The sequence below is a fragment of the Pseudomonas sp. TH34 genome (genome assembly GCF_016650865.1).
In the GTDB taxonomy this organism is placed as follows: domain Bacteria; phylum Pseudomonadota; class Gammaproteobacteria; order Pseudomonadales; family Pseudomonadaceae; genus Aquipseudomonas; species Aquipseudomonas yamanorum.
This window is the reverse complement of record NZ_JAEKFB010000018.1, coordinates 348,680-372,219: the sequence shown is the minus strand read 5'-3', so window position 1 is coordinate 372,219 and position 23,540 is coordinate 348,680. Positions and strand designations below refer to the sequence as shown.

Sequence of the window (23,540 nt, the reverse complement as noted above, 5' to 3'; positions counted from 1 at the left end):
CGCTATGCGTCATTTCATCCTCGGCGCCCTGGCGCTGATCCTGCTGGCCGGTTGCGCCACCCCGCCACCGCCGGAACCCGGCAGCGCCGCGAACAAAATCGTGGTGATGGGCAAGTTCAAGGGCATCGCAGTGGGCGCCATCCGCGTCGCCCGGGAAAACGGTTTCCTGACCGCCAAGGTGCAGTTGAGCAATATCACCAGCAGCAACCAGATGATGTATTACCGCTTCGCCTGGCTGGGTGCCGACGGCTTCCCGGTGGGCGACGAAGAGACCTGGAAAGTGCTGAACCTCTACGCCAACCAGGCGACCTTCCTGCCGGCCATCGCCAATCTGCCCCAGGCCGCCGACTTCCGCCTGGAAGTTAAAACGCCTTGATCCGCCCACTCATTCAGTTTCAGAGAGACATCCCCATGTTTGCACGCTTCTCGTTCCTCGCCGTGGTCGCCGTTCTGGCCAGCGGCTGCGCCAACACCTCGCCGGTACTGGGCGGTAAAAACATCAGCTACGGCGACACCAAAGCCGTGGAACTGGTGACCAACGAGTTCGGTTCCACCGACCTGCAGATGATCGCAGAAAGCATGACCCGCTCCCTGGCCCAGTCCGGCATCCTCCAGGGCCGCCCGGTGGTGCAGGTGTATGACGTGAAGAACAAGACCAGCGAGTACATCGATACCCGCGAGATCACCACCTCGATCAAGACCCAGCTGATGAAGACCGGGACCGCCCGCTTCGCCAGCGACAACACCGACATGCAAAGCCAGGTCGACCAGCTGAAGCTGCAGAACCAGAGCGGCCTGTACAAGAAGTCGACCGTCAGCAAGACCGGCAACATGGTCGCCGCCAAATACCGTCTGGAAGGCTCAATCAGCTCCATCGTCAAGCGCAGCTCGGACTACAAGGACGTGTTCTACAAGTTCAGCCTGCAACTGATTAACGTTGAAAGCGGCCTGGCCGAATGGATGGACGAAAAAGAAATCCGCAAGACCACGGAGCGCTAAACAATGCGTGCATGGATCGGCATGATCGGCCTGCTGTGCGCCTTTGGCGCCTCGGCCGCACCGAAGATCGCGGTGACCGACCTGGCCTACGAGGCCCGGGTGGAGGAGTACATCCACCAGGTCGCGGCCAGCAACAACTTCCAGGCCAGCGCCTACAACGCCAGCGGCGGCTCGAGCTACAGCGAGTACGAGAGCCGCAACAGCTACATCGAGCAGACCGAACTGCGCAAGTTCAGCGGCGACATCAAGGGTGAAATCCTCAAGTCGCGGCAGTTCCAACTGGTGCAGGGCACGCCTTACACCGCTGACGCCAAGGGCGATGTGTATGACGTGATCAAGCGGATCAAGGCCGGTAACTTCAAGGGCGCGGACTACGTGTTGTTCGGCACCTTGTCGGACATCGACTTCACCCAGGACGTCAACGCCCTGGACCACACCAACAGTTATTCGGCGGTGCTGGGCCTGACGCTGGTGGCGGATTTCAGCCTGATCAACACCCGCACCTTTGAGATCACCTCGGCGTTTACCGCCATGGGCGAAGGCCAGGACACCAAGCTGGTGAACAACCGTGACGTGCGCGTGAGCCTGAACCGGCCTCGCGTGGTGCGGGAAGTGTCGAAGGCGTTGGGCGAGGATGTTGCGCGGCAGTTGGCCGAGCAGCTTGGCGGTGGTTATCAGGAAGCACCCGGGCAGCCTGCATTGCGCAATAACCTGCCACGGGATGAAGCGCCGAAGATCCTGCGCTGAACGAAAATCACGCTACCGACATAAAACCAATGTGGGAGCTGGCTTGCCTGCGATGCAGACACCTCGGTGTATCAGTTACACCAGGGTGATGCTATCGCAGGCAAGCCCGCTCCCACATTTTTGATCCGGTTTCGTCAATTACGCCGTTGCGCGATGCAAGCTGGCCAGGAACCCCGCCGCCCCAACGAACAAGCCAGCAAACGTACGGTTCATGCGTTTCTGCTGCTTCGGTGTGCGCAACAAACGCAACACTTTCGACGCCAGCCCGGTGTAGCCAGCCATCACGATCATGTCCACGCAGATCATCGTCGCGCCCAGGATCAGGTACTGGTTCAGCAACGGCGCCTGCGGGTTCACGAACTGTGGCAACACCGCCAGCATGAACACCAGGGCCTTGGGGTTGCTGGCGTTGACCAGGAACCCACGGAACATCATCGCCATCGGCTTGCCGATCGGGCGAATCGCCGCGTCATCGCTCAGGTCGGTTGGCAGTGCGCGCCATTGCTTGATGGCCAGGTACACCAGGTACGCCACACCGAACCACTTGATCGCATAGAACGCGGTGGAAGATGCCGCGAGAATCGCACCCAGGCCGCCAGCAACCACGGCGATTTGCATCGCCAGGCCCAGTTGCAGGCCCAAGGCATTCCAGTAACCGCGCAGAAAACCGTATTGCAGGCCGCTGGACATCGAGGCAATGGCGCCAGCGCCAGGAGAAAGACTGATGATCCAACTGGCCAGAAAAAAGGCCAGCCATGTGTCGAGCGCCATTACACACCTCAGAGCTGAGTTTGCTGAATGTTTCTAAACTAACGCTGCTGGCCGAGAAATGGCTACAAAAATTTTGGGGTGCGCCTTTGTGGCGAGGGAGCTTGCTACAGGTTAAGGCAGTACGTCGCTGCCGCGCCAACGGCGCACCGAGCGCTGGAAGAACAGGCTGTTGGGCACTTGCACCATGACACTGCCGGTACCGGCCTCTTCCACTTCGATCAGCGTGGTGTAGAGCAGATTGATCGCCACCACCCGGCCTTTGACGCCGGGCTTGTCGACGGTGTCCACCAACTCGACCACGTCGCCCAAGCGGAACGGCCCGACGGTGAAGATCAGAATGGCGCACAGCAGGTTCGACAACACCGACCACATGGCGAAGAACGCCACCGCGGCCACCGCCACAAAGCCCGACAACGCCGTCCACAGCACCGTGGCGGACACGCCCAAGCGCTCCAGCACAAAGATCAGCGCACTGCCCATGATCAGCCAGCGCAGGCCGCCGCGCAGGGGCATCAGCAACTGCGGCGGGAACGGATAACGTTCCCCCAGGCGGTTCAGGCATTTGGCGACGAAACGCTGAGCGAGATAGCCGGCCAGCAGGATCAGCAAAATCTGTACGGCCACCCAGATCGGCGCGATCCATTGGGCCGGCAGTGGCAGTTGCAGCGCCTCCATCAGGACAACGCCTCCAACTCCGCTTGCAAGGATTCCAACAGTTCGAGGGCTTCCATCCAGGTCTCCTCCAACTGTGCTTCACGTACCTTGAGCTTGGCCTGTTCGGCCAGCAGGTCGCGCAATTCATCCTTGCGGGCCGGCTCGTACACGGCGCTGTCACCGAGGCTGGCTTCGATCTTCGCCAGCTTCTCGTGGATCTTGCCCAACTCGGCTTCCAGCTTGTCGGCTTCACGCTTGTGCGGTGCCAACTGCTGTCGCAGGGCAGCAGCGGCCTGGCGCTGGGCCTTCTTGTCGGTCTTGTCCGGGTTGACCGGGGTGTTGCTGACCGGCGCGTTGCGCAGGCGGTAGTCCGACAGCCAACGGGCGTAGTCTTCCAGGTCGCCGTCGAACTCCTCGACCTTGCCGTCAGCCACCAGCAGGAAGTTATCCGTAGTGCTCTTGAGCAGGTGCCGATCGTGAGACACCACCAATACCGCGCCGCTGAATTCCTGCAGCGCCATGGTCAGCGCCAGGCGCATTTCCAGGTCCAGGTGGTTGGTCGGTTCGTCGAGCAGCAGCAGGTTTGGCCGGTCCCAGGCAATCAACGCCAGGGCCAGGCGGGCCTTTTCGCCGCCGGAGAAATTCAGTACTGGCTCGTCGATGCGCGCACCACGGAAGTCGAAACCACCGAGGAAGTCCCGCAGGGTCTGTTCGCGCTCAGTCGGCGCCAGGCGCTGCAAGTGCAGCAGCGGGCTGGCCTTGGCGTCGAGGGAGTCCAACTGGTGCTGGGCGAAATAGCCCACCACCAGGTTCTCACCGCGTACCAGGCGACCGGCCAAAGGCTGCAATTCGCCCGAGAGGTTTTTGATCAGGGTCGACTTGCCCGCACCGTTGGGGCCGAGCAGGCCGATCCGCGCGCCGGGGGTGAGCTGCAACTTGACCTTCTCGAGGATGGTCTTGTCGCCATAACCCAGGCGGGCGTCGGACAGGTCGAGCAGCGGGCTGGAGATTTTCACCGACTCGCGAAACACAAAGTCGAACGGTGAATCGACGTGGGCCGCCGACAGTTCTTCCATGCGCTCCAGGGCCTTGATCCGGCTCTGGGCCTGACGGGCCTTGGTGGCCTGGGCCTTGAACCGGGCGATGTAGCTTTCCATGTGCGCGCGTTGCGCCTGCTGCTTCTCGTACGCCTGCTGTTGCTGGGCCAGGCGTTCGGCGCGGGCGCGTTCGAAGGCGCTGTAGCCACCGCGGTACAGGGTGATTTTCTTCTGGTCGACGTGAGCGATGTTGTCGACCACGGCGTCGAGGAAGTCCCGGTCGTGGGAAATCAGCAGCAAGGTGCCCGGGTAGCTTTTCAGGAAGTCTTCCAGCCACAGGATCGCATCGAGGTCCAAGTGGTTGGTCGGTTCATCGAGCAGCAACAGGTCCGAGGGGCACATCAGTGCCTGGGCCAGGTTCAAGCGCATGCGCCAGCCGCCGGAGAAGTCGGCGACCGGGCGGTCCATCTGTTCGTTGGTAAAGCCAAGGCCGGCCAGCATCTTGCGGGCGCGGGCGTCGGCGGTATAGCCGTCGGCGCTGTCCAGTTCCGAGTGCAGGCGGGCCTGTGCGGCACCGTCCTGGGCTTTCTCGGCCTCGGCGAGGTCGTGTTGCACCTGGCGCAGGCGCAGGTCGCCATCGAGCACGTAGTCGATCGCAATACGATCGAGGGTGTCGATCTCCTGGCGCATATGGGCAATGCGCCAGTCGGCCGGCAGCAGACAGTCCCCGGAATCAGGCGTCAGCTCACCCAGCAGCAAGGCGAACAACGTGGATTTGCCGGCGCCGTTGGCACCGATCAGGCCGGCTTTGTGACCGGCGTGCAGGGTCAGCTCGGCGTCTTCGAGAAGACGTTGCGGGCCACGCTGTAATGTTAGGCTTTGAAGTCGGATCATAATGGCGGCGGAGTCTACCAGCTTCGTTGGCCGCTGGCTTGGGTGTGAATATGTGCGCTGACCTGTGGAGCTTTGCCCTTTCGACTTACGCCCGCCCCGGCGTCGAGAACGCGTGCCTGCACTTGCAGACGCAAGGGGCCGACGTGTGCCTGATGTTATGCGGGTTGTGGTTGGAGCAACGTGGTGTGGCGCCGGAACTGGCGCGTTTGCAAGCACTGCGGCAGATCGCCGGGCCGTGGCAGGCCGAGGTGGTTGAACCGCTGCGACAAGTACGCACGCAATGGCGGGCCCTGGCGCAGCAGGATGCTGAGCTGGGAGCGTTAAGGGAGCGGGTCAAGGCCCTGGAGCTGGAAGCCGAACGGCTGCTGTTATCGCGTCTGGAAGGTGTGGCGCAAGGGTGGCCGATGGCCGAGGTGAAAGATCAAACATGGCTTGAAGGACTGGCGGCCGGAGCCGCCAACCTTGACCACGACGCGCTGCATCAGCTGCGCGCCGCAGTCACCAGCACTTAGGAAACGCTGGTTGGGGTGACGCTTGGCGCTGCCGGTGCAGGCGTGCTGCTGGCCGGAGCGGTTGGCGCTGCGGTGCTGGCAGCCGGTGCGGCCGGTGTTGCAGGCTTTGCAGCTGGGGTAGCTGGTTTGGCCGGTGCAGGCTTGGCGACTGCTGGTTTAGCAGCTGGCTTCGCGGCTGGTTTCGCAGCAGCAGGCTTAGCGGCCGGTTTGGCAGCGGGTTTTGCAGCAGCAGGTTTAGCGGCTGGCTTGGCAGCGGGTTTTGCAGCAGCAGGTTTAGCGGCTGGCTTGGCAGCTGGTTTCGCAGCAGCAGGTTTAGCGGCTGGCTTGGCAGCTGGTTTCGCAGCAGCAGGTTTAGCGGCTGGCTTGGCAGCTGGTTTCGCAGCAGCAGTTTTAGCAGCTGGCTTGGCGGCTGGTTTTGCAGCAGCAGTTTTAGCAGCAGGCTTGGCGGCTGGTTTTGCAACAGCAGTTTTAGCAGCTGGCTTGGCGGCTGGTTTTGCAGCAGCGGTTTTAGCAGCAGGCTTGGCGGCTGGTTTTGCAGCAGCGGTTTTAGCAGCAGGCTTGGCAGCTGGTTTTGCAGCAGCGGTTTTAGCAGCAGGCTTGGCGGCTGGTTTGGCAGCAGCGGTTTTAGCGGGTGGTTTGGCAGCTGGTTTTGCAGCAGCGGTTTTAGCGGCTGGTTTGGCAGCTGGTTTTGCATCAGCGGTTTTAGCGGCTGGCTTGGCAGCTGGTTTTGCAGCAGCGGTTTTAGCCGCTGGTTTGGCGGCTGGTTTTGCAGCAGCGGTTTTAGCAGCTGGCTTCTTGGCAGCTGATTTAGCCGGTGCTTTTGCCGCAGGCTTGGCCGCAGCTTTTGCAGGTGCCTTGGCGGCGACTGCTTTGCTGGCTGGCTTCTTCGCTGCGCTGGCTGCAACAGCTTTGGCCGGAGCACGGGTGCTCAGCACTTTGCCTACAGCTTCCTTCACACGACCAACACCCTGAGCCAGTTTCAGGCTCTCGGAAGCATCACGCTTGAGTTGGGAAATGTAGGTGCGGGTTTCGGATTGACGATCCTTGAGGGCGTCGAGCAAGTCCTCAAGTTCTTTGACGGCGTCCTTGGCCTTGGCTTGTGCCTTGGCTTTGCCAGCGGTCGCTGCACCTTGCAGTTTGGTGCGGGATTTGTGCAGTTTTTCCTGAGCTTTGCCGCGTTGTTTTTCAAGCTTGGCGAGCAACTTCTCAGCATCAGCCAAGGCTTGTGAACAGGCGCTTTCCAAATGTTCGAGCAGGCTGCCCGAAAGTTGTTGGAGCAAATGCAACGGGGTATTTACAGGCTTCTGTTTGGCCGACATGGTTTACCTCCTGGCTGACGTGGGTGCGGCTCATACTAGCCCTCTGCTCTTACCGCCGCTAGGGCATGTTGACAGTATCGATTGGCTTGCGTTGCACCGCACGAAAATTCTTATTGATATAACGAAAATCCACGCCACTTTTTAAGCATTCACACTGGCATAATCCATCGCACTTTCGGCTGGAGAACGCCCATGTCGCGTTACCTTTTTTTAGTGTTGAGCGTGGCGCTTTCAGTGGCCAATGCGAGTGAGAAATCCCTGTCCAAAGATGACCACGACCTGGCCTACAGCCTGGGCGCAAGCCTGGGTGAGCGACTGCGCCAGGAGATGCCGGGCCTGCAAATCGAGGCACTGATCGACGGACTCAAACACGCCTATCAAGGTAAGCCGCTGGCTCTGGACGACACACGCATCGAACAGATCCTTGCCCAGCATGAAGCGCAAAACGCACCAGACAATCGAGCCCCACAAAGTGAAAAGGCACTCGCTGCCGAACAACAGTTTTTAGCCAGTGAGAAATCCAAAAGTGGTGTGCGCGAATTGGCAGACGGCATCCTGCTGACAGAACTGACCCCTGGCAGCGGAAAAAAACCGGCGGCCGATGATCGCGTGCAAGTGAATTATGTTGGGCGGTTACCCGACGGGACGGTCTTCGACAAGAGCACACAACCCCAGTGGTTTCGCCTGGACAGTGTGATCAGCGGCTGGCGCAGCGCATTGCAGCAGATGCCGGTAGGCGCGAAATGGCGGCTGGTGATTCCATCCGACCAAGCCTATGGCGCTGATGGTGCGGGCGAGTTGATCCCACCTTATACGCCGCTGGTATTCGAGATCGAATTGCTTGGCGCGGGTGCCTGAACCCAAACGAAAAACGGTGCGCAATGCGCACCGTTTTTTTGTGTTGCGGCGGGTCAGGCTTTAGCCGTCAACTCTTCCTTGTGAGCGTTGTGCAGCACTTCGATCAGGCAATCTTCCAGTTCGAAACGCTCGTGAAGCAAACCGCCCAGCTCTTTGAATTTTTCTGCAACGCACTTGCCGGCATCACACAGGTCGTTGAACGCCAGCAGCTTCTCGGTGATGACATCGATGCGCGGGTAAATCGTCTCTGCCAAGTCCAGGCCACGTTGATCGTCGAAAGCCTCGGCCTCTTTGGTCAACTGCTCGTAGACACCGAAGTGCCCCGCCGAGACGTAATCCACCAATACCCCACAGAATTCCTGCAACGGCTTGCGGTTCTCGCTTAGCGCTTCGGGTTTGGCACCGAGAGCATCAAAGGCCCGAACCAGTTCGTGACGCGCTTTCAACCAACCATCGATCAGTTTATGCACCCCACCCCAGCGTTCCTGAGCATTCTGACAACTTTCCAGCATGATGATCTCTCTTCCCTATAGGGGCGCCGCACACTGCCCGCGCAACACTTCAAGGTTAAAGCGGCAACCGGGCAACGGTGCATCGAACAGTCTGTTTCAATAACGCGTGCGGGCCAGATTATGCCCGCATGACTATGGCATCAAGGTACGCAGGAGAGAAAGTTCATACAAGTGTTTAATCCCTTCCTACAACCTGCGGGCACCTCTCAGTGCCGTGCAAGGCCAAAACGCTGGCTCAGCAGCAACCGCGAGAACTGCGCTACGCCAAGGATCAGCATGGCCACGAAGAACAGCAGGCTCCACTCGGGAATACTCAAGTCGAATAGCGTCCAGTTGATTTCCACGCAGTCGACGGTGCCCTTGAAGATCAACGCCAACGCCTCCCGGAGCGACAGGTTTTCGATCATGGATTGAAGGCCTGGCCAACAGGCAGGCAGCTGTTCCGGCGGCGTATTTTGCAGCAGCACCTGGCGTACGGCGGTGATGGCGCCCAACACTGCACAGCCCATGCTGGATGCCCAATACAGGTAGATCCCGGACCGCTTGGGCCCATGAATCGCCGCCACCAGGTTGATCAGCGTGAAGGCAGCTACAAGAATTCGTTGCACCTGACACAGGAAACAAGGCCGCAAAAGCGCGGCATATTCCAGGTAAAAGGACGCGCCCAGCGTCAGCGCACCAGCCAGGAACGCCAGAAGGAACAGGGAGCGTGAGGGGGCCAAAGACATTGTTTATCCGCAACGCAAGAGATAGGTAGTTACGGTAGAGGAAAGGCCTTACCCCTTTCAATACGCGCCAGAGCAGACGATTCCGCGAGAGCGTAGGGATATCCCGTCAGAAGATGAGCGATTAAACGCGCGTCTACGTAGGAGTTTACTACAAGCCGTATTGACTACAGCTATAGGGCGCTATTGAAGGGTTGGCCACCAGAAAATCCTGAGGCAACCCTTACACTGTTTCCTACGTCAAACCCGTGCCGGCACCGGCAGCGGTGACGCCAGCAGACGCTTGTCCAGCAGGCCCAGGCCTTCCTGGAATAACTGGTTGCTGCGCTCGGTGTCACCCAACTGCGCCAGCAGGCGCGCCAGCTCGGCACAGGCTTCGGGGTTGCGCTGCACCTGCAGGCTGCTTTCCAGGTAGTCCCGCGCCTTGCCCCACAGGCTGTTTTGCAAGCACAGGCGTCCCAGGGTCAGCAACAGGCTGGCATCGCCTGGATGATCCTTGAGCCAGCCTTCGGCAAACTTCAGTTGCTTCGCCGAATCGCTGCCACGCAGCAGGCCGTAGAGCCTGATCAGATGGCTGTCATACTCGCGCTTGAGCGCACCGCGCAGCACTTCTTCAGCCTTGCCATCCGCGCCCAATTGGCGCAGTTGTTCGGCGTACGCCAGCACCAGTTGCGGTTCCTGGCGCTGGGCGGAAGTGAGTTGTTGCCAGGCTCGCTCAAGGGATTGCTGACCGGCCTCGCCCTGCTCTTCGCGCTGGGCCGCCAGGGTAAGGTTCTCGCCCCAGGCGCGACGCTCCAGGTCGGCCAGCTCGGCGGGTGGCAACACCTTGTCCTTGCGCAGCTCCGGCAACAGCCGGATTACCGAAGACCAATCACCACGCTGTTGATAAAGCCGTTGTAGCTGGCGCAATACCTGGACGTTATGCGGATGACGTTCATGCATCGCCTGCAAGGTGACCAGGGCGCCATCAGTGTCGCCACGGTCCATCTGCAACTGCGCATGACTCAAGGCCACCGCCAGTTCGGCCTGTGGCTGGCGCTCAAGCGCGCGCTCCAGCAGGCCGTCCGCCTCCTCATAACGCCCCTGCTCGTTAGCCGCGCGGGCGGCGCCGAGGTAGTAGAGCAATGGCTGGCGTTCCGCTTCGGCCGCTCGGTGCAAGTGACGCTCGGCACTGGCCCAACGCCCTTCGGCGAGGTCCATCTGGCCCTGTTCAATGGCGACCTGCACCCGACGGCTGCGATTGCGCCGCGACCACGGGTTGACCACACCCCCCGAAGTCAGCACCAGGCTAAGCAGCACCCTGACCAGATAGATCGCCAGGCCGATGGCAAACAGCGCCACCAGCGTCGACCACAGCCCTGACTCGTAATGCAGCACATGGGGATAGGTAATCAGCACATAACCGGTGTGTTTCGAAATGCCCACGGCCAGTGCCAGGGCGATCGCAATCGCCAGCACCAGGATCACATAGAAGCGCTTCATCGGCCTTACTCCTGGGTCGCCGGCTTGCCAGCGGAAGCCTTGGCTTCTTCGGCAGACAGGTGGCGACGGTCAAGGTAAGCCTGCACGGCAGCCAGGCTCGCGGCCAAGTCCGGCGTTACCACCGAGACGGCCTTGGGCTCGAGCTCGGCAATACGCGCCAGCATGGCTTTGCTTTGCGGGTTGTCTTGATTGAAGTTGTCCTGCAACACGCTGCGGGCCTCGCCCAGGGAGCGGCTGTACACCGCCGGCTCGCCATTGAGCGCCGCCCACTGCGCCTGCTCCAGCGCCAGGCTCAGGGCCAGGCGCACCTGGTTCAGGCCTTGCCCTGCCAGCAGCGGACGAATGTTGTCATCGGGGTTGAAGTCGATGCGGAAATACCGCGAGATCTGCTCCCACCACTGGCTCCAGCGGTTGTCCGTATCAGTCGTCGGACGCCCCTCGTTGGCCGCTTCCGGGAGTTGGTATTCCGGAGCGATGGCTGCCAGTTGCACGACCTGATCGCGCAATGCCGCCAGTTGCAGGTACAACCCGGTACGGTCGGGCTGTTCGATATTGCGCAACGCGGCGAGGCTCTTGGCCAACTGCTCACGGGCGGCGTACGAGCCGGGGTCACTTTGTTCGCGGAGGATTTCGTCAGCGCCCTGGACCAGCGCCTGGGCGCTGTTGATGTCCTGCAAGGCGGAAAGACGCAGGCTGGCCAGGCGGATCAAGTGCTCGGCCTCAGCCAGGCGCCAGTCCTGGCGGCTGGCGCCCAGGACGGTTTCCAGGCGCTGGCTCAAGCGCTGCTGATCGCCCTGCAATTGCGCCACCAGCCGACGGCGCTCTTCGAGTTCGTCAGCACCCGGCAGTTGCCCCAGGCGCGCAGACAACTGCTGCTGGCTCTGCTTGAGGCTCTGGGATTGATCGTCCAGATTTTGCACTTGGCCCAGCTGTTGCTGGCTGCTCGCCTGCAGTGCGCGGACCTGCCAGATCCCCCAGCCACCGGCTGCAACACCGGCTGCGCCAAGTAACAAGGCCACGATAGCCAGGCCGTTGCCACGGCGCGGGGCGGTGGTGACCGGTGTCTCAACAGGCGCATCAAGCGCGGGCTGAGCTTCATCTTTAGGCAAGGCTGTTTCGCTCACGTATCCATCCTTTGCGTATTAGAGAGTGGGAACGGAGAAACTCCGTAACGCCACTAACAAAGCCGCGGCACTGGCGCCACGACAATCCACAACTTTTTGCGCGCCAGCGGCACGCGCCATTTCGGCGACTCGCGGGCTAGGCACAAACAACGGCAGTTGTGCCACCAGGGGCCAATCTGTGCCGGCCAGGGCTTGCAGGTGTAAAAAACCCTGCCCACTGCTGACCACCACGCCGTTCAAGCGTTCCACGTTTATGCGTTGGGTCAGGGTCGCACTGTCGTAATCCGGCAGGAAACGGCGGTACAACTCCAGATAGTCGACACTAGCACCTTGCTCGCGTAAACGCTCAGCCAGCAGCTCTCTACCGCCCTCGCCCCGCAGGATCAGCACCCGGGCACCGGGCTGTGCAATAGCCTCGCGCAGGGCAGCCAATTCAAGCAAGGCCTCACTGTCGTCACCTTCCTTAGGACAACTGACGTCAAGGCCGTGGTCGGCCAACACCTTCGCCGTAGCGGCGCCGACGCTGAACCATGGCAACGCCGGAGATTGCGGCCAGTGTTGCGCCAACAACTGCACGCTCAGGCGCGCCGCCGGCTTGCTCACCACGATCACCGCACAATAACGGTCCAGCTCGTGAAAGATCGCGTGTTGCTCAAGCGTGACGGGCAGCGCTTCGATCTCCAGCAACGGCAGGCTGCTGCTGAAAATACCTTCCTCAGATAACGTCGCCGCCAGGGCCGCCGACTCCTCGGCGGGCCGCGTCAGCAGCACACGCCATTGCGTCACTGCGGGCCGGCCTCGCCGTACACCGCCTGCAGGATGGCACCGGCGCCTTTTTCCAGCAGTTCTTCGGCGACTTTGATACCCAGGCTGGTCGCCTCGCTTTGCGGCCCGCGAATCTCTGCAGTGAGCAGCAGCCCACCACTCGGGTCGCCCACCAGGCCACGCAGCCAGAGGTTTTCGCCCTCAAGCACGGCGTAACAGGCGATCGGCACCTGGCAGCCACCGTTGAGGTGCTTGTTCAGAGCGCGTTCGGCGGTGACGCGAATTTCAGTGTCTTGGTGATCCAGCGGCTTGAGCAGCGCATGAATTTCGCTGTCGGCGGTGCGGCATTCGATACCCACGGCGCCCTGCCCGCCAGCCGGCAAGCTGTCTTCAACGCTGATGGCCGAGGTGATGCGGTCTTCAAAACCCAGGCGGATCAGGCCGGCTGCCGCGAGGATGATCGCGTCATATTCACCGGCATCCAGCTTGGCCAGGCGGGTATTGACGTTGCCCCGCAGGAAACGAATTTGCAGGTCTGGGCGACGGGTCAGCAACTGTGCCTGGCGACGCAGGCTGGATGTGCCGACGACACTGCCCAGCGGCAGTTCATCAAGAGAGGCATAGGTATTGGAAACGAAAGCATCGCGCGGGTCTTCGCGCTCGCAGATGCAAAACAGGCCCAGGCCTTCGGGGAAGTCCATGGGCACGTCTTTCATCGAATGCACGGCGATGTCGGCTTCGTTCTCCAGCAGAGCGGTTTCCAGTTCCTTGACGAACAGGCCCTTGCCGCCGATTTTCGACAATGGCGAATCAAGCAGCTTGTCGCCGCGACTGACCATGGGTACCAGGGACACCTTCAGGCCGGGATGAGCCTGCTCGAGGCGTGCTTTGACGTATTCGGCCTGCCATAAGGCCAGGGCGCTTTTACGGGTGGCGATGCGGATTTCGCGAGAGGACATGGATCAATCCGTACTGAATAGATACGGCAGATAATAACAGCTCAGGCAAATGCGCTTTGATTTGAATCAGCAAGTGCAGGGCCTCCCTGGCCGCGTCGCACCGGGATATGGGCGGTGAAGCTCGCATCAGCCCTTGGGCTAAAGCTGCTGCATCATCTTGCGCACACCGGCGACATGGCGCCGGCTGACGATCAAGGCGTCGCCATTGAGGCCCTTCAGGAACAGTTGAAAGTGCCCAAGCGGCGTGCGCTGCAGACGTTCGATGCGCTCACGTGCCACCAGCGCGTTGCGGTGGATGCGCACAAAGCGGTCGCCAAATTCATCTTCCAACGCCTTGAGTGGCTCATCGAGCAGCACTTCACCGGCCTCGTGACGCAAGGTCACGTACTTGTGATCGGCGATGAAATAGACCACCTGATCCAGGGGAATCAGTTCGATGCCCTTGCGGGTGCGGGCGCTGATATGGCTGCGCGGCCCGTTGCCGCCCTGGGCTGCGGGCTGGGTCAAGGCGGCCAGTTGGACGCGATTGGGACGCTCGGCCTTTTTCAAGGCGCGTAGCAACGCATCGGCATTGATCGGCTTGACCAGGAAACTGGCGCCGCTGGCATCCAGAGCCTCGGAAGAGAACTCATCCTGGGAGGCGCACAGCACCACCGCAGGCGGCGATTCTCGCTCGCTCAGGCGGGCAGCAACCTGCAAACCATCAAGGCCCGGCATGCGGATGTCGAGCAACACGACGTCCGGCTTGAGGCTGTCAATAAGGGCCAAGGCTTCCTCGCCACTGGTGGCGCTCGGCTCAAGGACACTGTAACCCTCGAGTTCACTGACCAAACGGCTCAGTCGCTCGCGGGCTTGGGGTTCGTCATCAACGATCAGGACATTCATATTGCGCTGGATTCCTGCGTGAGTCTCGCACAAGGATAGCGTAGACAGGTGCGGTGACTTCCGTCACGGCGATCCACGCTAAGACTAGCGCGAGCGGCAAAAAGTGCCCCGAGAGTGGCACCAATATTTACCCGGACCTGTTCAATCGCGCCCAAAGCCTGCTGCCTTCGGGCATCGTCGTAGGGTTTGCTGATACACAATATGAACACCCCCTTTCTAATGGATAGCCTGGAGTTCGACCTCATCGCCCGGCATTGGTGCAGTACACCGTCTGTCAGCGCGACGCTCTATCTGTGCAACTGTAGACGCTCGCGAAGATGATATTGCTCAATCGTCAAATATCGTTTCAATAAACACGCTTTGTTTATCCAAGGACCGTTAGTTTCAAACCCCCGTTCGGTCCTGGCTCCAGTCTCGTCCTGCGCGAGGCCGGCGGCAAGGCACTTAGCCATCTTGGAAACAAATAAAAATGCCCCGCCCCGGTATCATCGCCTCCGGGGGCAACCCTGTTATTATCGGCGCCACACTTTCATGCCCTCTTTCCAGCAGATCACGAGCGAATCCATGAGCACCGACAAGACCAACCAGTCCTGGGGCGGCCGCTTCAGTGAACCCGTCGACGCCTTCGTCGCGCGCTTCACCGCCTCCGTCACCTTCGACCAGCGCCTGTACCGACACGACATCATGGGCTCGATCGCCCACGCCACGATGCTGGCCAAGGTCGGCGTACTGACCGATGCCGAGCGCGACAGCATCATCGACGGCCTGACCACCATCCGTGGCGAGATCGAAGCCGGCACCTTCGACTGGCGCGTCGACCTGGAAGACGTGCACATGAACATCGAGGCCCGCCTCACCGACCGCATCGGTGTGACCGGCAAGAAACTGCACACCGGTCGCAGCCGTAACGACCAGGTGGCCACCGATATCCGCCTGTGGCTGCGGGACGAGATCGACCTGATCCTGGCCGAAATCACCCGCTTGCAAAAAGGCCTGCTGGAGCAGGCAGAGCGTGAGTCCGGCACCATCATGCCCGGCTTCACCCACCTGCAAACCGCACAGCCTGTGACCTTCGGCCACCACCTGCTGGCCTGGTTCGAAATGCTCAGCCGCGACTACGAGCGCCTGGTGGACTGCCGCAAGCGCGCCAACCGCATGCCCCTGGGCAGCGCCGCACTGGCCGGCACCACCTACCCGATCGACCGCGAATACACCGCGCAGCTGCTGGGCTTCGACGCCGTGGGCGGCAACTCCCTGGACGGCGTGTCGGACCGTGACTTTGCCATCGAATTCTGCGCTGCGGCCAGCATCGCGATGATGCACTTGTCGCGTTTCTCCGAAGAGCTGGTGCTGTGGACCAGTGCGCAATTCCAGTTCATCGACCTGCCGGACCGCTTCTGCACCGGCAGCTCGATCATGCCGCAAAAGAAAAACCCCGACGTACCGGAATTGGTGCGTGGCAAAAGCGGCCGTGTATTCGGCGCGCTGATGGGCCTGTTGACCCTGATGAAAGGCCAGCCGCTGGCCTACAACAAGGACAACCAGGAAGACAAGGAACCGCTGTTCGACGCCGCCGACACCCTGCGTGACTCGCTGCGGGCCTTTGCCGACATGATCCCGGCGATCAAGCCCAAGCACGCCATCATGCGTGAAGCGGCCCTGCGTGGCTTCTCCACCGCAACCGACCTGGCCGACTACCTGGTACGCCGCGGCCTGCCGTTCCGTGACTGCCACGAAATCGTCGGCCATGCCGTGAAATACGGCGTGGACACCGGCAAGGACCTGGCGGAAATGAGCCTGGAAGAACTGCGCCAGTTCAGCGACCAGATCGAGCAGGATGTGTTTGCGGTGCTGACCCTGGAAGGGTCGGTGAATGCCCGTAACCATATCGGCGGGACTGCGCCGACGCAGGTGAAGGCTGCCGTGGTTCGCGGCCAGGCATTGCTCGCCAGCCGCTAAAAGCTTCGCGAGCAAGCCCGCTCCCACATTCGACTGCATTCCAAAGGTGGCACTCGGTCAAATGTGGGAGCGGGCTTGCTCGCGAAAGCGTCATCACAAACACCCAAGATTTATTTCTTGGCAGCAACCATCGCCATAAACGCCGGCATCGCCGCTTCCTTGTCCGCCGCCACCCGCTGGGCATTCGGCAACGCCTGCAAGCGTTCCAGCAACGCCTTGGCCTCCGGCAACTCAGCCAACAGATCCAGCCCGAACAGCTTCCCGGCCACCCCACAGGCCAGGTCCACGCTGTACACAAAATACAAATCCGCAATCGTGAAACTGTCCCCCGCCACATACGGCGCGAACTTCCCGTGCCGCCCCAGCGATGCGATTCCCAGCAATAACTCCGCCTTGGATTTCTCCTTGATCGCCTCCGGTACCGGCATCCCGAAGAACGCCTCAGCAAAACACGCCCGGGCCGGCAACTCGATGTACAACTCGATTTCCCTGCACAACGCCAGCACCTGGGCACGCTGGAACGGATCGCTCGGCAACAGCGATCGCCCGCCCTGGGTCTGTTCGATGTATTCGAGGATCACGCTGGTTTCGTTGATAAAGCCTTGCTCGACACCCAGCACCGGCACCTTGCCCCGGGGGCTCACGGCCAAGGCTTCAGGGCTCTGGCCTGCGTAGAACGGCACCTCTTCGAAGGGCAGCCCTTTCTCCAGCAGCGCCAGTTTGACCATGTTGTAGTAGTTGCTGACCGAAAATCCATAAAGCTTGAGCATCACAAAGCCTCCAGGCCGTGTACGGGGTTGGCAGCAGTGGTTATAGAACGGGATGCCACGCCTGACCAGCAGCATCAGCCGAGTGAATGGGGGTAGACTGGCGCCCTTTCCTCCAGGAGCCTGCCATGAGCGAGCCAACCGATATCGACAACGACGAAGAAGAGTTCGCCGAGACCACCTTGATTGAAGCGATCGAAAACCAGATCGAAAGCGACAACCCGCCCGCCGCCAAGGCCACCTTCAACAAGCTGACCCTGGTGGGCTACGAGCGCGAAGACATCCTGCAAATGATGGCCCACGTGCTCGCCGTCGAAATCGACGCCCTGCTCGAAGAAGACCGCGCCTTCAATACCGAATGGTATGAAACTGCCTTGCGCGCCCTGCCAGAGCTGCCGCCCGAGAAGCAATAAGCCCGACACCGCACTGGCCAGCAAGCGCTTGCTGGCCACAATCCTGCCCCACATCAACACTGCATGAGTTCCGACTGGACAGCTCGCCCAAGTGCGTTCACCTTATGGCTGCTAGCGTCTAAAAATTCCTAGAAAGTCTGGAGTCCTTATGTCGTATACCCCTGAGTTGGTTGCCGAACTGGAAATCCTTGCACTCTTCAACCTGGGCAGCTCCCAGGAAGGTCTGAAAGTTCATCAGACCGCCGCTCCCACTGCCATTGCCGCTGCCCGGCGCCTGTTTGAAAAAGACCTGATCGACCAGCCAGATGGTGGCTACCTCACCAGCCTTGGCCGGGATGCTGCCGAACACGCACAAAGCCTGCTGACTATTCTGACGACCAGCAAAGAAGCCGCCTGACACCTCGTATCGCCCACGGGATCCTCTTTCACGGATTCCGCGGGCATTCCTGCGCCCGGGATAAAATTCTGGCGCCAAAAACAAAATCCCGCTAAACCTCCTACGCTACTGGCTGTAAACTCCCACACGGCCGCCCACGTCGGGCCCTGCGAGCCACCGAGTTCGACATGACCCGCACCCACGAAATCCGCCCCGACCTGGACGAAGGCATCGACCGCAAGGTGCTGACCCAGTTGCGCGCGCGATTTCTGGCCCTGAACGAGGGCCGCATGGCCCGGGCCGTTGAAGGGCTGACGCCGCGCCAGCAAAGCGTACTGACGCTGCTGCCGCTGTTTTTCCACGTCAATCACCCGCTGCTGCCGGGTTATGTGTCGGGCAGCACACCGGCCGGCCTGTCGAACTTTGAACCCGACGCGCAAGCGTTGGCAGAAGCTCAGCGCCTGACCCGCACGTTTTCCTACAAGCCCCGGCACGGCAACCCACCGCGCCCTATTCATGGCCTGTTCCTGATGGGTAGCCTGGGCACCCTGGCCCAGGCCGATCAAAGTGATATGGACGTGTGGGTCTGCCACGCTGCCGATCTCAGTGAGAATGAGCTGGCCGAGCTACGAAAAAAATGCCAATTGCTGGAAACCTGGGCTCTGACCATGGGCGCCGAGGCGCATTTTTTCCTGATCGAGCCGACACGGTTTATCCAGGGTGACCGCGACACCCAACTGAGCTCGGAAGACTGCGGCACCAGCCAGCATTACCTGCTGCTGGATGAGTTCTACCGCACCGCCATCTGGCTGGCAGGGCGCACGCCGATCTGGTGGCTGGTGCCGGTGTATGAAGAAACCCGCTACGCCGAATTCACCCACGCGTTGATCTCCAAGCGCTTTATCCGCGCCGATGAAACCCTCGACCTGGGCCATCTGGCCCACATCCCGCCGGGTGAATTTATCGGCGCCGGCCTGTGGCAGTTGTTCAAGGGCATCGAATCGCCCTACAAGTCGGTACTCAAGCTCCTACTGACCGAGGTCTACGCCAGCGAACACCCGAAGGTGCAGTGCCTGAGCCTGCGCTTCAAGCGGGCGGTGTTTGCCAACCAGATGGACCTCGACGAGCTGGATCCGTACATCGTGGTCTACCGCCGCATCGAGGAATACCTCAAGGCCCGCAACGAACCGGAGCGCCTGGAACTGGTGCGGCGCGCCCTGTACCTGAAGGTCAACCGCAAGCTCACGGCCGGCCAGCGCACCGACCGCTGGCAACGTTTGCTGCTGGAGCGCCTGGCCCATGAATGGGGTTGGGACCAGCGCCAACTGGCCCTGCTGGACAGCCGCAGCCAATGGAAAGTCCGCCAAGTGGCCTCCGAGCGCCGGGCACTGGTCAACGAGCTGAACTATAGCTATCGCTTCCTGACCCAGTTTGCCCGCACCGAACAGACCGTCAGCCTGATCAACAAGCGCGACCTCAATGTGCTCGGCCGGCGCCTGTATGCCGCCTTCGAGCGCAAGGCCGGCAAGGTTGAGTTCATCAACCCCGGCATTGCCCCGGACCTGGCCGAAGACACCCTGACCCTGGTGCAATCGCCCAACCGTAAAGAGCCGGGTCAGCACCATTGGGGCTTGTACAACGGCAGCCTGACCGCCCTGGAATGGGAGCACTTCGCACCGATCAAGCGCAGCCGCGACCTGCTGGAAATGCTCACCTGGTGCCACCGCAACGGCGTGATCGACAGCAGCACCCGCCTGGCCTTGCACCCCGGCAGCAGCGACATGACCGAATTCGAGCTGTTCAACCTGCTGGGCAGCCTGCAACAGACCGTCGCCCTGCCCTTGGCCAGCGTCGATGAAGAACGCCTGTTGCGCTCGGCGGTGCCCGAGGAAGTGCTGCTGCTGATCAACGTCGGCGTCGACCCGCTCAAGCACCACCGCGACCTGAACATCCTGATGACCACCGAGCGCACCGACTCCCTGAGTTACGCCGGCGTACGGGAAAACCTGGTGCTAACCCTGGACCAGGTCACACTCAACAGCTGGAACGAGGTGATGGTCAACCGCTACGACGGCCCCCACGCGCTGCTCGACTGCCTGCGGGATTACCTGAACCAGCTGCCGGCCAATCACCTGCCGCGATTGCGGGTGCGTTGCTTCTGCCACAACCGTGCGCAATTCATTGCCCAGCGCGTGGAAGAAATCTTCGACACCGCGCAAAACCTGATGCTGAGCCAGGAAAACCACCGCTACCTGGTGCAGGTGCAGCAGCACTACCACGTGATGGAACTGACACCCGGCCAAGCCAACCATGTGTCACTGGCGACCCAGGACGCGCTGATCGCCTACCTCAGTGAAGAACTGGCCAGCTACAGCCCGCTGCACCTGGACACCATGGCCCTCGAAGACCACGACCTGGCGCTGTTGCTGCCCATGGGCCTGCCCGACTGTGTGCAGGTGTTCTACCGGATCAACGAAGGGGTTGCCGAGCTGTACGTGCTGGATGAATTCAACGCGCTCTGGCAGCAGCGCCTGCCGTTTCACGACGAGCAAAGCCTTCTGGTGCCGCTGCAGCGCTTCCTGCAATCGATTATTTATCGGCGCGACGCGCTGCTGCCGCTGGACCCGCAACAGCCACTCTGCGCGGTGCAAATCCTGTATTACCAGCTGTTGCCGTCAGGCAGCGGCCGCGCACGCCGGGCCGAACCGCGCCCAGCGCCGCAAACCCCGGCCAATAAACCGTTCTACGACGTGCAGGCGATTATCGGCAAGGCAGCACCGGGCCAGGTGGGGATCACCTTGTACTGCAATCAACGGGAGTTTTCCGAGCTGGAATTTGGCGACCAACTGTTTGCGGTGGTCGCCCAGCAAATCGTCGGGCAACGCCGGGAGGCCGAGCGCTACCGCTGCTACATCACCGATCTGGACCTGTCCGGCCTGCTCGGTGATGTTCAAAGCCCGAGCAATCTGTACCTACGCTACAAGGCTGATCTGGAACTGGCGCTCAATGAAGCGCTGAACCAGGTTTAGAGAGGAAAGGCACCACCGTCTTTCGGCTGGCCTTCGACGCCGAGCAATTCAAGCTTGAGGGTTTTGCCGCCTGGTGCTGGCCAGTCGATGTGCTGGCCGACTTGCAGGCCCAACAAAGCGCTGCCCACCGGCGCCAGGATCGAGATTTTGCCTTCGTCGGCGTTCGCGTCCTTGGGGTAGACCAGGGTCAGGTGATAGTCCTTGCCACTGCCTTGTTCACGGCAATGCACGCTGGAGTTCATGGTCACGACAGTTGCAGGCACTTCATCGTGGCCAACCACTTCTTCGGCGCGGTCGAGTTCGTGTTGCAGGGCTTCAACGCCCGGCGACGCCTCGCCTACACGGTCGATCAGTTGCTCAAGACGCTGCACGTCAAGACGGGTGAGGATGATGGAAGGTGCGGTCATGATTCAGGCAGACTCCTTTTTTCTGCACAAAAAAGCAAAACCCCGCCAGGAAAAGGCGGGGTTCTCACGGACCTCGATGAGTTGAGGTGTATCCGGACACTACCACAGCACAATAAATAAACAAGACGGCCTCAGGCGGAGGCCTTGCGCTGCTCGGCCTGGGCGACGATCACGCGGCGCCGCGCATCATCGGCGGAGCGCCATTCACGGATGTCTTCTACATGACGAAAGCAGCCGAGGCAGACTTTGTGCTCATCCAGCCGACATAAACTGATACAAGGTGACGGCACCGCCGGGCTGACATTGCTGAACAGCGGCTTGGGCGGGCGTACGGGTACGGGCTGCGTCACGATCAGATCTCGTCGAAGTCCAGCTCGACGCCGGTATATTCATGAATCAGGCGCGTGAGCATCTCGCCCAACAACTCTTCGCTCTTGTCGCACTGCCATTTGCCGCTTTCTTCGTCGTAGTCGAAGTGAACGCCACCGGAGCGCGCAGCCAGCCACAGCTGACGCAGCGGTTCCTGGCGACTGAAGATCAGTTGCTGGCCACTCTCAAACTTGACGGTCAGCACACCGGCCGAGTTCTCCAGGTCCACATCCAGGCCGCTGTCGTCGAAAATATCCTCCAGCGCTTGCTGGGTCGAATCCACCAGGTCGTGGAAACGGGCTTCGGTCAAACTCATTGTGGGAACCTCGAAAAGTGTCTGGTCTCGCTCAAGCGCCGCACAATACGGACGCGCCATCATGATTGCAAAGGATACCGATTTCATTACCCGCAGCTGCGTGAATTATCCCTGATTGGTGTAAGCGCAATCGCGACAAACTCGGCAAAGCCCCGCCGGACGGGTATTTCGGCGCATAGGCAATCCGGCGGGTGGTCGGTATACTCGGGCGCAATTAATGCATATTCAAGGATTTCGCCATGAAGCGCCTGATCTCTTCCCTTGCTGCGCTCGTCGCGGTCGCTTGCCTCGTTAGTGCCTGTGGTCAAAAAGGCCCGCTGTATCTGCCCGATGACAGCAAAGACCCGAATGAACAGGCGCAATCGTCGCAAACCAAAGCGCACAAGCACGACACCTACTAAGGGAACATCATGGACGCTTTTAACTACCGGGACGGCGAGCTGTTCGCGGAAGGTGTCGCGCTGTCCGCCATTGCCGAGCGCTTTGGTACCCCGACCTACGTGTACTCCCGTGCCCACATCGAAGCGCAATACCGCTCCTTTGCCGACGCGCTGGAAGGCACGCCAAGCCTGGTGTGCTACGCGGTAAAAGCCAACTCCAACCTGGGTGTACTCAATGTCCTGGCGCGCCTTGGCGCCGGTTTCGACATTGTGTCCCGGGGCGAGCTTGAGCGTGTGCTGGCCGCTGGCGGCAAAGCTGACAAGATCGTGTTCTCCGGCGTCGGCAAGAGCCGCGAAGACATGCGCCGCGCCCTGGAAGTTGGCGTGCACTGCTTCAACGTCGAGTCCACCGACGAGTTGGAGCGCCTGCAAGTGGTGGCCGCCGAGATGGGCGTTCGCGCACCGATCTCCCTGCGGGTCAACCCGGACGTAGACGCCGGCACTCACCCGTACATTTCCACCGGTCTCAAAGAGAACAAGTTCGGCATCGCCATTGCCGACGCCGAGGACGTGTACATCCGTGCCGCCCAACTGCCAAACCTGGAAGTATTGGGCGTCGACTGCCATATCGGCTCGCAACTGACCAGCCTGCCACCGTTCCTCGACGCCCTCGACCGCCTGCTGGCGCTGATCGACCGCCTCGGCGAATGCGGCATCTACCTGCACCACATCGACCTCGGTGGCGGCGTGGGCGTGCGTTATCGCGATGAAGAGCCGCCGCTGGTTTCCGACTACATCAAGGCCGTGCGCGAGCGCACCGAAGGCCGCGACCTGACGCTGATGTTCGAGCCGGGCCGCTACGTCGTCGCCAATGCTGGCGTGCTGCTGACCCAGGTCGAGTACCTCAAGCACACCGAACACAAGGATTTCGCCATCGTCGATGCGGCGATGAACGACCTGATCCGCCCGGCGCTGTATCAGGCCTGGATGGATGTGACGGCCGTCAAGCCACGTGCTGGCGAAGGCCGCAGCTACGACGTGGTCGGCCCGATCTGCGAGACCGGCGACTTCCTGGCCAAGGAACGTCAGCTGGCCCTGGAAGAAGGCGACCTGCTGGCCGTGCATTCGGCCGGTGCCTACGGGTTTGTCATGAGCTCCAACTACAACACCCGCGGGCGTACCGCCGAGGTGCTGGTGGACGGTGATCAAGCGTTTGAAGTGCGTCGCCGCGAGACGGTAGCCGAGTTGTTTGCTGGCGAAAGCCTGCTGCCGGAGTAAGGC

25 protein-coding genes and 1 pseudogene are annotated in these 23,540 nt (G+C 61.1%); 11 read left to right on the top strand and 15 right to left on the bottom strand.

The annotated features are described in order from the left end of the window. Nucleotides 1–4: 4 nt before the first annotated feature. Genes JFU58_RS12440 through JFU58_RS12430 form a run of 3 tightly spaced genes read left to right on the top strand, consistent with a single transcriptional unit; the run spans nt 5 to nt 1,746 of the window. Nucleotides 5–376, top strand: coding sequence for a YcfL family protein (locus JFU58_RS12440; RefSeq protein ID WP_201140800.1), 372 nt, complete (start codon nt 5–7; stop codon nt 374–376). Between the two features lie 35 nt (nt 377–411). Then, nucleotides 412–999, top strand: a complete 588-nt coding sequence (gene lpoB, locus JFU58_RS12435) for a penicillin-binding protein activator LpoB (protein WP_201140798.1) — start codon at nt 412–414, stop codon at nt 997–999. A 3-nt stretch (nt 1,000–1,002) separates the two neighbouring features. Further along, entirely contained in the window at nt 1,003–1,746 is a 744-nt protein-coding gene (locus tag JFU58_RS12430; RefSeq protein WP_063026324.1) for a hypothetical protein, read from the top strand. Nucleotides 1,747–1,884: 138 nt separating this feature from the next. On the opposite strand, the gene JFU58_RS12425 is transcribed toward JFU58_RS12430, so the two are convergent. The 3 genes from JFU58_RS12425 to JFU58_RS12415 form a co-directional block, all read right to left on the bottom strand. Beyond that, complete coding sequence (locus JFU58_RS12425; RefSeq protein ID WP_003208844.1) at nt 1,885–2,517, bottom strand: LysE family transporter; 633 nt, start codon at nt 2,515–2,517, stop codon at nt 1,885–1,887. A gap of 111 nt (nt 2,518–2,628) precedes the next feature. Continuing rightward, complete coding sequence (locus JFU58_RS12420) at nt 2,629–3,192, bottom strand: mechanosensitive ion channel family protein (protein WP_008439307.1); 564 nt, start codon at nt 3,190–3,192, stop codon at nt 2,629–2,631. Then, nucleotides 3,192–5,102, bottom strand: a complete 1,911-nt coding sequence (locus JFU58_RS12415) for an ATP-binding cassette domain-containing protein (protein WP_201140796.1) — start codon at nt 5,100–5,102, stop codon at nt 3,192–3,194. Before JFU58_RS12415 ends, JFU58_RS12420 begins: the two co-directional genes overlap by 1 nt. Before the next feature lie 50 nt (nt 5,103–5,152). On the opposite strand from JFU58_RS12415, the gene JFU58_RS12410 reads away from it, so the two are divergent. After that, nucleotides 5,153–5,614 carry a TIGR02444 family protein gene (locus JFU58_RS12410; protein ID WP_201140794.1) on the top strand — a complete coding sequence of 154 codons (462 nt, stop codon included), beginning with the start codon at nt 5,153–5,155 and terminating at the stop codon, nt 5,612–5,614. 194 nt (nt 5,615–5,808) lie between these two features. On the opposite strand, the pseudogene JFU58_RS12405 reads toward JFU58_RS12410, so the two are convergent. Next, a pseudogene (locus tag JFU58_RS12405) lies at nt 5,809–6,933 on the bottom strand (AlgP family protein); the annotation flags it as partial. 192 nt (nt 6,934–7,125) lie between these two features. Here JFU58_RS12405 and JFU58_RS12400 point away from each other — a divergent pair. Beyond that, complete coding sequence (locus JFU58_RS12400; RefSeq protein ID WP_177069952.1) at nt 7,126–7,791, top strand: FKBP-type peptidyl-prolyl cis-trans isomerase; 666 nt, start codon at nt 7,126–7,128, stop codon at nt 7,789–7,791. 53 nt (nt 7,792–7,844) lie between these two features. Here JFU58_RS12400 and JFU58_RS12395 read toward each other — a convergent pair whose 3' ends face one another. The 7 genes from JFU58_RS12395 to JFU58_RS12365 all read right to left on the bottom strand — a co-directional run bounded on the left by JFU58_RS12395 (nt 7,845) and on the right by JFU58_RS12365 (nt 14,243). Next, nucleotides 7,845–8,303, bottom strand: a complete 459-nt coding sequence (locus tag JFU58_RS12395) for an Rsd/AlgQ family anti-sigma factor (protein ID WP_008439329.1) — start codon at nt 8,301–8,303, stop codon at nt 7,845–7,847. A 206-nt stretch (nt 8,304–8,509) separates the two neighbouring features. After that, nucleotides 8,510–9,031 (bottom strand): disulfide bond formation protein B, encoded by a 522-nt coding sequence (locus JFU58_RS12390; RefSeq protein ID WP_063033880.1) that lies wholly within the window; start codon nt 9,029–9,031, stop codon nt 8,510–8,512. 237 nt (nt 9,032–9,268) lie between these two features. Then, entirely contained in the window at nt 9,269–10,510 is a 1,242-nt protein-coding gene (locus JFU58_RS12385; protein WP_201140790.1) for a heme biosynthesis protein HemY, read from the bottom strand. Between the two features lie 5 nt (nt 10,511–10,515). Next, a complete protein-coding gene (locus JFU58_RS12380; protein WP_093203784.1) occupies nt 10,516–11,634 on the bottom strand; it encodes a uroporphyrinogen-III C-methyltransferase in 1,119 nt (372 codons plus the stop codon). A gap of 18 nt (nt 11,635–11,652) precedes the next feature. Further along, a complete protein-coding gene (locus JFU58_RS12375) occupies nt 11,653–12,420 on the bottom strand; it encodes a uroporphyrinogen-III synthase (protein WP_201140788.1) in 768 nt (255 codons plus the stop codon). Next, the gene (gene hemC, locus JFU58_RS12370; RefSeq protein ID WP_008439333.1) at nt 12,417–13,358 is read right to left on the bottom strand and encodes a hydroxymethylbilane synthase; all 942 of its coding nucleotides are present in this window, start codon (nt 13,356–13,358) and stop codon (nt 12,417–12,419) included. Before hemC ends, JFU58_RS12375 begins: the two co-directional genes overlap by 4 nt. A gap of 138 nt (nt 13,359–13,496) precedes the next feature. Continuing rightward, the gene (locus JFU58_RS12365) at nt 13,497–14,243 is read right to left on the bottom strand and encodes a LytR/AlgR family response regulator transcription factor (RefSeq protein WP_063033876.1); all 747 of its coding nucleotides are present in this window, start codon (nt 14,241–14,243) and stop codon (nt 13,497–13,499) included. A gap of 564 nt (nt 14,244–14,807) precedes the next feature. Here JFU58_RS12365 and argH point away from each other — a divergent pair. After that, nucleotides 14,808–16,202: an argininosuccinate lyase gene (gene argH / locus JFU58_RS12360; protein WP_063033875.1), complete on the top strand. Its 1,395-nt coding sequence runs from the start codon at nt 14,808–14,810 to the stop codon at nt 16,200–16,202. A gap of 110 nt (nt 16,203–16,312) precedes the next feature. Here argH and JFU58_RS12355 read toward each other — a convergent pair whose 3' ends face one another. After that, a complete protein-coding gene (locus JFU58_RS12355) occupies nt 16,313–16,972 on the bottom strand; it encodes a glutathione S-transferase family protein (RefSeq protein ID WP_177069948.1) in 660 nt (219 codons plus the stop codon). 125 nt (nt 16,973–17,097) lie between these two features. Here JFU58_RS12355 and JFU58_RS12350 point away from each other — a divergent pair, with 125 nt between their 5' ends. From JFU58_RS12350 to JFU58_RS12340, 3 genes are all read left to right on the top strand, one after another. Next, nucleotides 17,098–17,382: a hypothetical protein gene (locus JFU58_RS12350; protein WP_010168009.1), complete on the top strand. Its 285-nt coding sequence runs from the start codon at nt 17,098–17,100 to the stop codon at nt 17,380–17,382. A gap of 148 nt (nt 17,383–17,530) precedes the next feature. Then, nucleotides 17,531–17,779, top strand: coding sequence for a TIGR02647 family protein (locus JFU58_RS12345; protein WP_063033873.1), 249 nt, complete (start codon nt 17,531–17,533; stop codon nt 17,777–17,779). 167 nt (nt 17,780–17,946) lie between these two features. Continuing rightward, nucleotides 17,947–20,787, top strand: a complete 2,841-nt coding sequence (locus tag JFU58_RS12340) for a class I adenylate cyclase (protein ID WP_201140786.1) — start codon at nt 17,947–17,949, stop codon at nt 20,785–20,787. On the opposite strand, the gene rnk is transcribed toward JFU58_RS12340, so the two are convergent. The 3 genes from rnk to cyaY form a co-directional block, all read right to left on the bottom strand. Further along, nucleotides 20,784–21,194 (bottom strand): nucleoside diphosphate kinase regulator, encoded by a 411-nt coding sequence (rnk, locus tag JFU58_RS12335; RefSeq protein WP_017476667.1) that lies wholly within the window; start codon nt 21,192–21,194, stop codon nt 20,784–20,786. The two genes, JFU58_RS12340 and rnk, sit on opposite strands and share 4 nt — an antisense overlap. A gap of 131 nt (nt 21,195–21,325) precedes the next feature. Next, a complete protein-coding gene (locus JFU58_RS12330; protein WP_063033871.1) occupies nt 21,326–21,544 on the bottom strand; it encodes a DUF1289 domain-containing protein in 219 nt (72 codons plus the stop codon). Nucleotides 21,545–21,546: 2 nt separating this feature from the next. Beyond that, the gene (gene cyaY / locus JFU58_RS12325; RefSeq protein ID WP_017476668.1) at nt 21,547–21,879 is read right to left on the bottom strand and encodes an iron donor protein CyaY; all 333 of its coding nucleotides are present in this window, start codon (nt 21,877–21,879) and stop codon (nt 21,547–21,549) included. Between the two features lie 239 nt (nt 21,880–22,118). On the opposite strand from cyaY, the gene lptM reads away from it, so the two are divergent. Both lptM and lysA read left to right on the top strand, forming a co-directional pair. Beyond that, the gene (gene lptM, locus JFU58_RS12320) at nt 22,119–22,280 is read left to right on the top strand and encodes an LPS translocon maturation chaperone LptM (protein WP_003208801.1); all 162 of its coding nucleotides are present in this window, start codon (nt 22,119–22,121) and stop codon (nt 22,278–22,280) included. A gap of 9 nt (nt 22,281–22,289) precedes the next feature. Further along, entirely contained in the window at nt 22,290–23,537 is a 1,248-nt protein-coding gene (lysA, locus tag JFU58_RS12315) for a diaminopimelate decarboxylase (protein ID WP_063033870.1), read from the top strand. The last annotated feature ends 3 nt before the right edge of the window (nt 23,538–23,540 follow it).

Coding starts and splice junctions, on each gene's coding strand:
- JFU58_RS12440 (WP_201140800.1), top strand. CDS start 5: ATGCGTCATTTCATCCTCGGCGCCCTGGCGCTGATCCTGCTGGCCGGT.
- lpoB (WP_201140798.1), top strand. CDS start 412: ATGTTTGCACGCTTCTCGTTCCTCGCCGTGGTCGCCGTTCTGGCCAGC.
- JFU58_RS12430 (WP_063026324.1), top strand. CDS start 1,003: ATGCGTGCATGGATCGGCATGATCGGCCTGCTGTGCGCCTTTGGCGCC.
- JFU58_RS12425 (WP_003208844.1), bottom strand. CDS start 2,517: ATGGCGCTCGACACATGGCTGGCCTTTTTTCTGGCCAGTTGGATCATC.
- JFU58_RS12420 (WP_008439307.1), bottom strand. CDS start 3,192: ATGGAGGCGCTGCAACTGCCACTGCCGGCCCAATGGATCGCGCCGATC.
- JFU58_RS12415 (WP_201140796.1), bottom strand. CDS start 5,102: ATGATCCGACTTCAAAGCCTAACATTACAGCGTGGCCCGCAACGTCTT.
- JFU58_RS12410 (WP_201140794.1), top strand. CDS start 5,153: ATGTGCGCTGACCTGTGGAGCTTTGCCCTTTCGACTTACGCCCGCCCC.
- JFU58_RS12400 (WP_177069952.1), top strand. CDS start 7,126: ATGTCGCGTTACCTTTTTTTAGTGTTGAGCGTGGCGCTTTCAGTGGCC.
- JFU58_RS12395 (WP_008439329.1), bottom strand. CDS start 8,303: ATGCTGGAAAGTTGTCAGAATGCTCAGGAACGCTGGGGTGGGGTGCAT.
- JFU58_RS12390 (WP_063033880.1), bottom strand. CDS start 9,031: ATGTCTTTGGCCCCCTCACGCTCCCTGTTCCTTCTGGCGTTCCTGGCT.
- JFU58_RS12385 (WP_201140790.1), bottom strand. CDS start 10,510: ATGAAGCGCTTCTATGTGATCCTGGTGCTGGCGATTGCGATCGCCCTG.
- hemC (WP_008439333.1), bottom strand. CDS start 13,358: ATGTCCTCTCGCGAAATCCGCATCGCCACCCGTAAAAGCGCCCTGGCC.
- JFU58_RS12365 (WP_063033876.1), bottom strand. CDS start 14,243: ATGAATGTCCTGATCGTTGATGACGAACCCCAAGCCCGCGAGCGACTG.
- argH (WP_063033875.1), top strand. CDS start 14,808: ATGAGCACCGACAAGACCAACCAGTCCTGGGGCGGCCGCTTCAGTGAA.
- JFU58_RS12355 (WP_177069948.1), bottom strand. CDS start 16,972: ATGCTCAAGCTTTATGGATTTTCGGTCAGCAACTACTACAACATGGTC.
- JFU58_RS12350 (WP_010168009.1), top strand. CDS start 17,098: ATGAGCGAGCCAACCGATATCGACAACGACGAAGAAGAGTTCGCCGAG.
- JFU58_RS12345 (WP_063033873.1), top strand. CDS start 17,531: ATGTCGTATACCCCTGAGTTGGTTGCCGAACTGGAAATCCTTGCACTC.
- JFU58_RS12340 (WP_201140786.1), top strand. CDS start 17,947: ATGACCCGCACCCACGAAATCCGCCCCGACCTGGACGAAGGCATCGAC.
- rnk (WP_017476667.1), bottom strand. CDS start 21,194: ATGACCGCACCTTCCATCATCCTCACCCGTCTTGACGTGCAGCGTCTT.
- cyaY (WP_017476668.1), bottom strand. CDS start 21,879: ATGAGTTTGACCGAAGCCCGTTTCCACGACCTGGTGGATTCGACCCAG.
- lptM (WP_003208801.1), top strand. CDS start 22,119: ATGAAGCGCCTGATCTCTTCCCTTGCTGCGCTCGTCGCGGTCGCTTGC.
- lysA (WP_063033870.1), top strand. CDS start 22,290: ATGGACGCTTTTAACTACCGGGACGGCGAGCTGTTCGCGGAAGGTGTC.